11 protein-coding genes are annotated in these 11,699 nt (G+C 67.8%); 4 read left to right on the plus strand and 7 right to left on the minus strand.

Annotation, left to right across the window (positions count from 1 at the left end; translation table 11 throughout):
• The 3 genes from WC493_RS18795 to WC493_RS18805 form a co-directional block, all read right to left on the minus strand.
• Window positions 1-502: hypothetical protein (locus WC493_RS18795; protein ID WP_373067289.1), on the minus strand; the 502-nt coding region annotated here is incomplete at its 3' end.
• 56 nt (window positions 503-558) lie between these two features.
• Window positions 559-2,916, minus strand: coding sequence for an RND family transporter (locus WC493_RS18800; RefSeq protein ID WP_373067291.1), 2,358 nt, complete (start codon window positions 2,914-2,916; stop codon window positions 559-561).
• On the minus strand, window positions 2,913-4,010 hold the full coding sequence (locus WC493_RS18805) for a WD40/YVTN/BNR-like repeat-containing protein (protein ID WP_373067293.1): 1,098 nt from the start codon (window positions 4,008-4,010) through the stop codon (window positions 2,913-2,915). The genes WC493_RS18800 and WC493_RS18805 overlap by 4 nt, the downstream gene beginning before the upstream one ends.
• Window positions 4,011-4,361: 351 nt before the next feature.
• On the opposite strand from WC493_RS18805, the gene WC493_RS18810 reads away from it, so the two are divergent.
• Window positions 4,362-5,072, plus strand: coding sequence for a GntR family transcriptional regulator (locus WC493_RS18810; protein WP_373067296.1), 711 nt, complete (start codon window positions 4,362-4,364; stop codon window positions 5,070-5,072).
• Window positions 5,073-5,085: 13 nt separating this feature from the next.
• Here WC493_RS18810 and WC493_RS18815 read toward each other — a convergent pair whose 3' ends face one another.
• The 4 genes from WC493_RS18815 to WC493_RS18830 all read right to left on the minus strand — a co-directional run bounded on the left by WC493_RS18815 (window position 5,086) and on the right by WC493_RS18830 (window position 8,574).
• Window positions 5,086-6,300 (minus strand): YbfB/YjiJ family MFS transporter, encoded by a 1,215-nt coding sequence (locus WC493_RS18815; protein ID WP_373067298.1) that lies wholly within the window; start codon window positions 6,298-6,300, stop codon window positions 5,086-5,088.
• A gap of 2 nt (window positions 6,301-6,302) precedes the next feature.
• Entirely contained in the window at window positions 6,303-7,019 is a 717-nt protein-coding gene (locus tag WC493_RS18820) for a glutathione binding-like protein (protein WP_373067301.1), read from the minus strand.
• A 92-nt stretch (window positions 7,020-7,111) separates the two neighbouring features.
• Window positions 7,112-7,642 carry a flavin reductase family protein gene (locus WC493_RS18825; protein ID WP_373067303.1) on the minus strand — a complete coding sequence of 177 codons (531 nt, stop codon included), beginning with the start codon at window positions 7,640-7,642 and terminating at the stop codon, window positions 7,112-7,114.
• The gene (locus tag WC493_RS18830) at window positions 7,642-8,574 is read right to left on the minus strand and encodes a LysR substrate-binding domain-containing protein (protein ID WP_373067305.1); all 933 of its coding nucleotides are present in this window, start codon (window positions 8,572-8,574) and stop codon (window positions 7,642-7,644) included. The genes WC493_RS18825 and WC493_RS18830 overlap by 1 nt, the downstream gene beginning before the upstream one ends.
• 97 nt (window positions 8,575-8,671) lie before the next feature.
• Here WC493_RS18830 and WC493_RS18835 point away from each other — a divergent pair, with 97 nt between their 5' ends.
• The 3 genes from WC493_RS18835 to WC493_RS18845 all read left to right on the plus strand — a co-directional run.
• On the plus strand, window positions 8,672-9,580 hold the full coding sequence (locus tag WC493_RS18835) for a DMT family transporter (protein WP_373067308.1): 909 nt from the start codon (window positions 8,672-8,674) through the stop codon (window positions 9,578-9,580).
• A 58-nt stretch (window positions 9,581-9,638) separates the two neighbouring features.
• Window positions 9,639-10,163 carry an inorganic diphosphatase gene (gene ppa, locus WC493_RS18840; RefSeq protein ID WP_373067310.1) on the plus strand — a complete coding sequence of 175 codons (525 nt, stop codon included), beginning with the start codon at window positions 9,639-9,641 and terminating at the stop codon, window positions 10,161-10,163.
• A 196-nt stretch (window positions 10,164-10,359) separates the two neighbouring features.
• The coding region (locus tag WC493_RS18845; protein WP_373067313.1) for an NAD-dependent malic enzyme at window positions 10,360-11,699 on the plus strand (1,340 nt) is incomplete at its 3' end.

Consider the following 11,699-nt stretch of genomic DNA (forward strand, 5'->3'; position numbering starts at 1 on the left):
GCACGAACTTGCCGATCTTGATGGCGAAGCGGTTGTAGTCGTCGGTGATCTTGACGGCGAGCTCGCGGATCATGTCGTCCTCGAAGTCGTCGAGGTAACGGTTCTGGTGATCCACCGTGTTGCCGAAGGGATCGTCGCGGCCGCCACCCTTGCGGTTCAAATGGTAGCCATACTGCTGGCGGCCGTCCGGACTGTAGGGGTTCTGGATGCCGGCACCTTTCAGGTCGCCGCCCCAGCTGTCGACCCAGTCGCCGCGCAGCCAGAAGTTACCGGTGACGGCGATGTTCTTCGAAGGCTTCCAGGAGGTATCGAGCTCGGCGATGTAGTTGGCCTGGGCCAGTTTCAGCATTCCGTCGGTCAGGTCGGAATAGCCGAAGGCGACGCCTTGCTTGACGCGGCCGCCGACCGAGAAGTCGCCGAAGTCGTCGGCGAGGCCGGCCAGTGCGCCGCCGGCGGCGGCGCCGAGGATGGTCGTCGCCAGCAGGATGTTGCGCAGTTTCATGTTACCCCCCTTGCCCCACTATTTGCCGGTCGCTGCCGGGTTCTGCCATTGCCTGATTATTCTGCGGCCTTGCCCATGAGTTCGGTCTCGACCTTGAACGCGCGGCTCCCACGATGGCCGTACCGGACGATCGACGCGGGGCGGAACATGCGCACCATGGTGGGCACGAAGATCAGGGCGCCCAGCATGTTGAAGAACAGGACGACGGCATGGAGCACGCCCATCTCGGCCTGGAAGCGCAGCGCCGAGAAGAAGGCCCAGGGCATCACCGGGGCGATCATGGTGATCGCGGTGATCATCACGGCGTTGCCCGAGGTCGCCAGGGCGTGATGCACCGCGTCCTCGTAGCTCTCGCCCTCGGCCAGCGCCTCGCGCACCCGGTGCAGGATGTAGATGCCGTAGTCGGCCGCCAGCCCGACGCCGAGGGCCGCCAGCGGCAGGGTGTTGATGTTGAGGCCGATCCCCATCAGGTACATGAAGGTGTCGGTCAGGAAGGTCGAGGTCAGCAGCGCGAAGATCAGCACGCCGGTGATCCACAGCGAGCGGAAGGCGAGATAGATGCAGCCCGCGATGAACAGCACGATGGCGACCAGCACTTCGTCCTTGGTGCCCTCGATCTCGGTGTTCACCGCTTCCGCGATGCCGACCTGGCCGCCGGCGACCAGCAGCTTGGCGCCGTTCGGCAGGGCCGGCATGTCGGCGATGAACTTGCGGGCGAGGGTGGTCACCTCCTTCACGGTGGTGCCGGTCTTGTCGTCGAGCGGGATCGCGACGTTGCCGATCCGATAGGTCTCGTCGGTATAGGCCTTGAAGTCGCCCGGCTCGCCCTTGGAGGAGAACAGATAGACGTTGAAGGCGACGTCGTCGGCGGTCTCCGGGATGAAGGCGTAGGACGGATCGCCCTCGTAGAGCACCTGGTTCACCGCCTGCACCATGGGCACCAGGCTCTGGGCATGGCGCGCCTTGGGCTCGTGCTGCCAGACGTAGCGCGAGAAGGCCTCGATCGCCTGATAGGTCGCGGGCTGGATCATGGTGTCGTCCGGCCCTTCGACATAGGCCAGCATGATGTCGGTGCCGACGCCCGAGAAGCGGTCGTTGATCAGCGCGTTGTCCTGGTTGTAGCGCGCCTCCGGCCACAGGATCGGGCTGCCGATGGCATCGCCGATGACGACGAACTTGGAGCCGTAGATGCCGCCCGCCAGGCACAGCACGGTGATGCCGATGATGACGCGGGGATAGCGGTCGAAGCGGGCGATGCGCCAGATCGTCTCGACCCAGGTGGTGCGGGCGCGGAAGCGCTTCGGCCGCGGCATCAGGCTGAGCAGCGAGGCGGTGAAGACCAGCGCCGGCGCGATCGCCAGCAGCCAGGCGCCGCAGATGATGCCGAGCGCCTGCAGGCTCGGCACGCCGATCAGCACCAGGACGAAGAAGCCGCCGGCCGCCGCCACGATCGCGGTCAGGCTGGGCACGAAGACCTGCGCCAGGCCGCCCTCGACCGCTTCGCCCATGGGCACGCCCGGCTGCAGCCGCTCGAACACGCGCGACATGAACTGCACGCAGTGCGACAGCACGATGGCGAAGACGAAGACCGGCAGGATGATCATCAAGGGGTCGAGGTTGTAACCCACCAGGGCCATCACGCCGGTGCCCCAGAGGGTGCCCGTGGTGGCCGTCATCATCGGGATCAGCACGCCCATCCAGGAGCGGAAGTAGACGTAGAGGATCAGGCCGGAGAACACGAGCGAGATGCCGATCAGCACGATCGTGGCACCCAGGTCGTTGTAGATCGTGCCGAGCAGCACCGGCCGGCCGACCATATGGACCTTGATCCCGTTGGCCGCCTCCTTCTGGCCCAGGTCCTCGATGAAGGTGACCAGGGCGGCGTAATCGGTCTCGTCCTTGAAGTCGGCGATGATCATGCCCGCCTTCTCGTCGTCCGAGACCAACAGGCCGCGGTAGGCGCCCTTGACCGCCGCCTCGAAGTTCGCCCATTCCTCGGGCGCGCGCGGCAGGTCGGGCCAGGCGATCGCATTGATGTCGATGCGCCCGGCCGAGCCGACGATCGCCTTGGTCTTGCGCAGCGTCAGCGCCTGCACCAGGTGGCGCTGCACCGTCGGGTAGAAGAAGATCTCGTCGGCCACCCGCTTGTAGGCCGCCATGAACTTCTCGTTGTAGATCGTGCCCTCGGTGTTCTCGACCATGATCAGGGTCGTGTTGGCACCGCCGAACTGGGCGCCGAACTTGGCCATCAGCTCGACGTTCGGGTGATGGATCGGCAGCATCGCCTCCAGCACCACCTTGAGCGAGAGCTGGGTGAACGAGCTGTAGCCGAGGAAGCCGGTGAGCGCGATCATGCCTGCGGCGATGAAGAGGGCGCGCCGGCGCACGAAGCCGGCAATTCGGGTTGCGATCATGGGGTCACCCGCGGGCTGGCGGTCGAGGTCTGGACCGCTTCGGGTCCGGTGGCAGGTCCGGTCGTGGCTGGCGTGAACAGGCCGCCGGTGCTGTCGGCATGGAGGATGGCGCCGCCCTGGCCGACCGCGATCGCCTTGCCGTCCGCGGCGATGGCGACGCCGCCGATCCAGGAATAGCCGAGCGGGAATTCCGGCGTCACCTTGGCCGGCACGAAGGCGCCGCCCTGCAGCGTCAGCAAAAGGCCGGCGCCGCCGATCAACGCCGTCCGCCCGTCGGGCGAGAAGGCCACCGAGAGCAGGTGCTGGCTGGTGCCGGTCGCGATCGGTGCGATCGCCCAGGTCCCGTCGGCCCCGAGGTCGAGCGCCAGCAGCGTGCCGTTCAGGCCGACCGCCAGGCCGCGCCGGCCGGCGATCGCCACCTGCAGCAGGGTCGGATAGACCTGCTCGCTCAAGACCGTCCAGGTCGTCCCGCCGTCGCTGGTCTGGGCGACGACGCCGAATTCGCCGACCGCGACGGCATGCTGCGCATCGATCGCACTGACGCCCGACAGGCGCGGCTTGTCGCGCCCGGTGAAGTTGGCCAGCGCCTGGCGCTGCCAGGTCTTGCCGCCGTCCGCCGTGTGCAGGATCACCCCGTCGTGGCCGACCGCGAAACCGTTCCGGGCATCCGAAAAGGAAATGTCGCGCAGATAGAGACCGGCTTCCTCATGGATGACGCGCCAGTCGCGACCGCCGGCATCGCTTTCGAGGATCCGGCCACGATGGCTCACCGCGAAACTCGCCCCGCCCGGCACCGCTGCCACCCGGCGAATGAGATCGGTCGTCCCGCTCTCCACCGGCTGCCAGTCCACACCACCGTCGGCCGAGACGCGAACCGCGCCGTAGTAACCCGTCGCGACCGCGATCCCGCCCGCAAACGCCGCCCCGAACAGATTGTCGGGATAGAGCCGCATCTCCACCGCCGGCTCCGCCGCCGCCGCAGGCACAGTCGAAGGCACCACCAACAGGCCGGCGAGAATGGCCAGTGAGCCCGCCCACGCCGGCTGCTTCCGCGCGCTCCAACCCCGCCGGATCGGATCTGTCTTCTTCCCCAAGCGTCTTCTCCCTACCGCATAGCGACGATATGAGCGGACGCTTCCCGGCGCGGTCGGACCGTCGCCAAGCCCCGGGGGCCGACGGGCGATGCCCCGGCGGCACGCGGGTACTCGCCCCTCATGACCGTTCTTCCTTCCCTCCCGGGCCGTGACCTTTTGTCTGGCCGGTTTCGTTGTTTCGCTTATGCGCCAGGGTCTCGGAGGTGTCAATAAATTTTCGAGATTTTAGGATTTGACGGCATAACAGATGTAGTCGGAATTATTGCTGTGACATCCTCTTGAGGAAATTTCCGTTTTTGCTAAGATTGCACCCAATTTGATCCTAGCGCTGTGCGCGAGGGGAAGTTTCGAATGGACAAGAATTCAGCGGCTGTCGCACGTCCCCTGGCCAGGCCGGACGGGGCGCGCAGCCTCGTGGAAGCGGCCTATGGTACGATCCGGCACGACATCTTGAACGGCGACCTGGCGCCGGGGTCGAAGCTGCGCTTCGAGATGCTGCGCGAGCGCTATGGCGTCGGCGCCTCGACCCTGCGCGAGGCCTTGACCCGCCTGGTCGGCGAGGCCCTGGTAACGTCAGAGGAGCAGCGCGGTTTCCGCGTGGCCGATATTTCGCTCGACGATTTCGCCGATCTCACCGCCGCACGCCGCCTGATCGAGGTCGAGGCCCTGCGCCAGTCGATCCTCTATGGCGACGACGCTTGGGAAGGGGCGCTGGTCGGCGCTTTCCACCGCCTGTCCAAGGTCGAGGAAAAGCTCGCCGAAGGGGCGGGCGACCTGCGCGACGAATTCGAGGAACGGAACCGCGATTTCCATCTCACCCTGATCGCCGCCTGCCCGTCGCGCTGGCTGAAGCACATGCACGGCATTCTGTTCCAGCAGGCGGAGCGCTATCGGCGGATCGCGCTCGCCAAGCGGGTCGAGCCGCGCGATGTCCATGCCGAACACAAGGCGGTGGTCGAGGCGGCGCTGGCCCGCGATGTCGATCTCGCCTGCCGCCTCGAGGCGGAGCATATCGACCGCACCCTCGACCTGTTGCGCCGCGGCTTCGCGGCTCAGCGCTGACGGCCGGGCTGCGCTAGGCTTCCCCCCGCCAGCGGCCGCCGGGCAGGAAATCGGCCAGGAAGCCGGCCACCAGGGCAGCCGAGCCGAGGGCGAAGATCAGGGCGTAATCCTCGCCGCTCGCCGTGAAGAGCAGGGCATAGCCATAGCCGGCGAGGGCCTGGACCAGGGCGAAGGCGGAGGTCGCGCGGCTCCAGGCGGCACGCTGTTCGCCCGGGTCGCCCGGCAGGCGCTCGGTCAGCCGGCCCAGCATCAGGGTGACCGTGCCCGGCGTCAGCGCCCCCATCAGGGCCGCGGCGGCGGCGATGGCGGCGAGGTCGGTGCTGAGCGCCAGCACGGCGCTGCCGCCGGCCGCCAGCAGGAAGGCGACCCGATAGGCCGGGCCGAAGCCGAAACGATCGCCGATGCGGCCGCAGACAACCGGCCCCAGCGTGGCGCCGACGCCGAAAGAGACCCAGGTGAGCGAGCCGAGTTCGGCCCCCCGGCCGAGGCCGCGGGCGACGTAATCGACCAGCAGCACCATGGTCGGCACCAGGCCGAGGCCGGTCATGCCATATTCGACATAGAGCAGTCGCAGCCCCCGGTTGTGCGGCAGGGTGGACGCGGTCGGCACGTCGTCGGCAGAGACCGGCGGCGGCCCCGCCGGCCAGCCGAACCAGGCGAAGGCGGTCAGGGCGCCCGAGAGGACGCCGAGACCGATCCAGGTCTGGCCCAGGCCGAAGCGGAGCAGGAAGGGTACCAGCGTGCCCGCGGCGACGATGCCGAGCCCGAGCCCGAGGAAGATCACGCCAGAGACGGTGCCGCGCCGGGCCGGCGCCACATGGGGCAGCACGGTCGAAGCGACCAGGACCATGATCACCCCGCCGGCCAGGCCCGAGGCGAAACGCCAGAGGAAGAACCAGGTGAGCGAGACCGGCTCGGCGCAGGCGAAAAAGGCGGCACTCGCCAGCACCATCATGAAGCGGAGCGTCGCCCGGTTGCCGAAGCCCGCGGCGATGGCGCGGCCGAACAGGGCGCCGGCCAGGTAGCCGGCGAAATTGGCCGCCCCCAACGCCACCGTGTCGCCGGCCGAAAACCAGCCGGCGCCGATCAGCGCCGGGATCAGCGGCGTATAGGCGAAACGGGCGAGCCCGATCGAGACGAGATTGCCCGCCATGCCGGCGAGGGCCGCATAGCGCGGCCGGACCCGGGCGGGCGCCCGGACGGCGAGGCCGATACCCTCGACCGCCACGGTCAGTTGCCCGGGCGGTTGGCCGCCAAGGTGGCAGCGGTTTGGCCGAACAGGATCTTCTTGCCTTCCTCGGTCACCGCCGGGCGCTTGGACAGGTCCCTGCCCAGCTCATAGGCGCGGGCGACGGCAGGCCGCGCCATCACCGCCTCGAACCAGCGCTTCACCTCGGGGAACTGGTCGAGGTCCTGGCTCTGGTATTGCCAAAGGGCGATCCAGGGGTGGCAGGCCATGTCGGCAATGGTGAAGGCGTCGCCCGCGATGAAGGCGCGCCCCTTCAGCCGGCGGTCGAGCACGCCGTAGAGGCGGTTGGTCTCCTTGATGTAGCGCTCGATCGCATAGGGGATCTTCTCGGGGGCGTAGCGGTTGAAATGGTGGTTCTGCCCTGCCATGGGGCCGAGGCCGCCCATCTGCCAGAACAGCCATTCCAGCACGGTCTTCCGCCCGCGCAGGTCGGTGGGGAGGAATTGGCCGGTCTTTTCCGCGAGATAGAGCAGGATCGCGCCGGATTCGAAGACCGAGAGGGGCTCGCCGCCATCGGCCGGTTCGGTATCGACGATCGCCGGCATCCGGTTGTTGGGCGAGATCGCCAGGAACTCCGGCTTGAACTGGTCGCCCGCCGAAATGTCGACCGGATGGATCCGGTAGGGCAGGCCCGCCTCTTCGAGGAAGAGGGTGATCTTGTGGCCGTTCGGCGTCGGCCAGTAGAAAAGCTCGATCACGGCAGCGTCCCTCGGTTCTGTATCAGGTGATACAAAAACATCCGGGCAAACGGGCCGCGGGACAAATGCGCCGCCCGCAGGCGGGGCTGCCGTCAGCGCATGGCGGAAGGAATGGTGACCACTTCGCCGTCGAGCACGAATTCGCCCCAGCCGCGGTGGTGGATGGTGCGCGGCCAGGGCTTGTCGGCATCGCCCCAGGCCCTGGTCGCTTCGAGCACGAAGAGGTTGAACTTCTTGACCAGCCGGGCGTCGATCACCCGGCATTCGATATTGGCGAAACATTCGGTCAGCAGCGGCGCTTCGACCGTCGCCGCCGGTGCCGTCTTCAGGTGGAAGCGGCGGAATTTGTCGACCTCGCGGCCGCTGCAATTGCCGATGCCGACCACGCGCTCCGCCATTTCGGCGTCGGGCAGGGCGATCACGCATTGCCGCGTCGTGACCAGGGCGTCGAAACTATAGTCGGCGCCGCTGACCACGCAGGCGATCCGCGGCGGCTCGAATTCCACCATCATGTGCCAGGACATGGTCATGACATTGGGCTTGCCGTCCTTGGCGGTGACCAGCAGGGCGACCGGGCCGGGTTCCAGGAGCTGGTAGACTTTGGGCAGCGGAAGGTCCTTCATCACCCGGCTCCGGCATGTTCTGAGGCGGCGCCAATCTGCGCCCCGGCCGATGCCGCTGCCTTGACCCAGGTCAGGAAGCGGCGTTGGCCTTCGCCCTGGGCGCGGCCCGGGCGCCAGGCCAGGAAATAGGCTTCCGGTCCCGCCACGGTCAGGGCGAAAGGCTGCACCAGCCGGCCGGCGGCGAGATCGTCCGCGACGAAGGGGCGGTGCGCCAAGGCGACGCCGAGCCCGGCCGCCGCGGCCGAGAGCGCCTGGGCCGAGGACTCGAAACGGCGGATCGAGGCGGGCACCAGGTCGGCCAGCCCGGCCGCCGCCAGCCAGAGATCCCAATCCCGCGCCCGGACCGGCGAGTCGACCACCAGCCGCGGCACCAGGGCGAGGTCCTGCGGGCCGTGCAGGCGGCCGGCGAGGGCGGGGGCGGCGACCGGGAACATGTCTTCCGGCATCAGGGGCACGGCTTCGAGCCCCGGCCAGTCGTTGGCCGAAGTGCCGAGCAGGATGGCGAGATCGGCCGTGCCCTCGCGCAATTTCTCGACCGGGGCCTGGGAGGTCGCCAGGCGGAGGTCGATCGCCGGGAAACGCTCCTGGAAATCGCCGAGCCGGGGGATCAGCCAGCGCATGGCGAAAGTCGGCAGCAGGGCGACGGTGAGCGAGGCGCCGCCCGCCGCATCGACCAGGGCGACCGCCTCCGCGATCTGGTCGAAGGCCTGGGTCAGGCGGGGCAGCAGCAGGGCGCCCGCCGCGGTGGGCACCAGGCGGCCGCGGTGGCGCCGGAACAGCACTTGCCCGAGATCGGCCTCGAGCAGGCGGAGCTGCTGGCTCACCGCCGGCTGGGAGACGTTCAGGGCGCGCGCCGCCGGGCCGGCACCGCCCAGCCGGAAGACCGCCTCGGCGGCGCGCAGGGCATTGAGGGGCGGGAGCCGGCGCGACATCGCATGACATTAGAATTTCTTATGTCAAAGACACAAGCGACGATTGGACGGCGGCGCGGGCGGCGCCGATGATCGCCGGATACGAAGGAGAGCCATCATGTTCGGCTTATGGGTGCCGGTGACCGTGGCGGCCGCCGGCTTGCAGAGCCTGCGCACCGCCCAGCAGAAACACCTGACCGGGGTGATCGGCCAGAGCGGGGCGCATTTCGCGCGCTATTTCTATGGTGCGCCGCTGGCGGCCCTGCTGGTCGGCGGCATGGCGTTCGGTGGCGTCGAACTGCCCCGGGCGGATGCCGGCTTCTTCCTCTTCGGCCTGGCCGGCGGACTGATGCAGATCGTGGCGACCGGCTGCCTGATCCACGCCTATACGCTGCGCAATTTCACTGCCGCCACGACCTTTTCCAAGACCGAGACGATCCAGGCCGCCGTGCTCTCCACCCTGTTCATGGGCGAAGGTCTGAGCGGGGGCGGTTGGGTCGCGGTCGCGGTCGGCTTCGTCGGCCTGGTGGCACTGGCGGTCGGCCGCCAGGCGGACGGCTGGCGCAAGCTCGGCACCGCCTGGCGGGAGCCGGCGACCGTCTATGGCCTCGCCTCCGGCCTGTTCTTCGCGCTCTGTTCGATGGCGATCCGTTCCGCCGCCCTTCGACTGCCGGCGGCCGACCCCTTCATCGCCGCCGCGGTCACGCTCTGCGCCATCACGGCGATGCAGACGGTGGTGATGGGTCTCTTCCTGCTGGTGTTCGACCGGGCGGCGCTGGCCGGCGCCCTGAACCGCGCCTGGCGGCCGGCCTCGACGGTCGGCATCCTGTCGGTGGTCGGCTCGCTCGGCTGGTTCTTCGCCATGACGCTGGAACCCGTGGCCCATGTCCGGGCGCTGGCGCAGGTCGAAATCGTCTTCACCATCCTGCTCACCGTCTTCGTTTTTCGCGAGCGTCCGAGCCGGCTCGAATATGCCGGCGCCGGCCTGATCGTCGGCAGTGTGGTGATACTGCTATTGGCTAGATGATTTCCGCCGCGACAAGCGCTAAGGTCCGCGCCGCTTTTCAGGTGAATCGGGGACCGCAATGGACATCAGCAAGGTCGCGATCGGCAAGAACCCGCCGGACGACATCAACGTCGTGATCGAAATCCCGCAGGGCGGCGTGCCGGTCAAATACGAGCTGGACAAGGAATCGGGCGCGCTCTTCGTCGACCGCTTCCTGCACACGGCGATGTATTACCCGGGCAACTACGGCTTCATCCCGCACACCAAGTCGGGCGACGGCGACCCGGCGGACGTGATCGTGATCGGCCAGTCGCCGGTCGCCGCCGCCTCGATCATCCGCGCGCGCCCGATCGGCGCCCTGCTGATGGAAGACGAGGCGGGCGCCGACGAGAAGATCATCGCCGTGCCGGTCGACAAGCTGCACCCCTTCTACAAGGACGTGAAGTCCTACGAGGATCTGCCGGCCATCCTGTGCGAGCAGATCGCCCACTTCTTCCAGCACTACAAGGACCTGGAAAAGGGCAAGTGGGTCACCATCGTGAAGTGGGTCGGCCCCGAGGAATCGAAGAAGCTGATCCTCGAAGCGATCGAGCGCGCGAAGTAAGTTCCTGCGAAATCGCATGGCGAGGGGCGCCCCGGCGGGCGCCCCTTTTCATTTGTGCATGGTGTTGGCGCGAACGGCGCGAATTAGACCAAGTGCACGGTTGCGTGAGATCGCGCCGTCCACTACCTCTGCGGCCAGGTCGCCGCGTCTGGGCCCGAGCCCGGACGTGTCCGGGCCCAGACGAAAGAAAAGACCGATGACCAAGAAGGCAACGCCGTCGCCGGACCTCCCGACAGGCATGGACCTCATGCAGAACCCGCGCCTGAACAAGGGCACGGCCTTCACCGAGGAGGAGCGCGAAGCCTTCGGCCTGATCGGCCTGATGCCCGAAGGGATCGACACCGAGGAGAACCGGCTGAAGCGGACCATGCTCCAGCTCTCCAAGAAGTCGACTGACATGGGGCGCTACATCTTCCTGCAGTCGCTCGCCGACAACGACCGCACGCTCTTCTACAAGACGATCATGTCGGACCCGGTCCGCTTCATGCCGATCGTCTATACCCCGACCGTGGGCGCCGCCTGCCAGACCTACGGCCATATCATGCGCCGGCCGAAGGGCATCTACCTCGGCATCAACCGCAAGGGCCGCATCGCGGAGATCCTGCGCCACTGGCCGGAAAAGGACATCCGCTTCATCGTGGTGACCGACGGCGAGCGGATCCTCGGCCTCGGCGACCTCGGCACCAACGGCATGGGCATTCCGATCGGCAAGCTCAACCTCTATACCGCCTGCGCCGGCGTGCCGCCGCGCATGACCCTGCCGGTGCTGATCGACGTCGGTACCAACAACGAGGGCCTGCTGCGCGACCCGCTCTACATGGGGCTGAAGCAGGCGCGCGTGCGGGGCAAGGAATATGACGACTTCCTGGAGGAATTCGTCATGGCGGTGCAGGAAGTCTTCCCGCGTTGCTGCATCCAGTTCGAGGATTTCGCCAATGTGAACGCGGTGCCGCTGCTGGAGCGTTACCGGAACCGCGTGTCCTGCTTCAACGACGACATCCAGGGCACGGCCGGCGTCGCCGTCGCGGGCGTGCTGGCGGCGCTGCGCATCACCCACAAGCCGCTGACCGAGCAGCGTTTCCTCTTCCTGGGCGCCGGTTCGGCCGGCACCGGCATCGCCAATCTCCTGTCCCAGGTGATGCATCAGGCGGGTCTGCCGCTCGAAGAAGCGCGGGCGCGCTGCCACCTCTACGACATCAACGGCCTGGTCGTCGCCGACCGCAACGACCTCGCCCCCTTCCAGCGCCCCTTCGCCCACAAGGGCGAGCAATTGCGCGACTTCGCCCAGGCGGTCGAGGTGCTGAAGCCGACCGGCATCATCGGCGTCTCCGCCGTGGCCAAGGCCTTCACCCAGGAAGTGATCGAGGCGATGGCGCGGATCAACGAACGTCCGATCATCTTCCCCTATTCGAATCCGACCAGCCACGCCGAATGCACGGCCGAAGAAGCCTACAAATGGTCCGAAGGCCGGGCCATCTTCGCTTCCGGCAGCCCCTTCCCGCCGGTCAGGATCGGCGACAAGACGCTGGTCCCCGG

Source organism: Zavarzinia sp., from assembly GCF_041650655.1.
Classification (GTDB): domain Bacteria; phylum Pseudomonadota; class Alphaproteobacteria; order Zavarziniales; family Zavarziniaceae; genus Zavarzinia.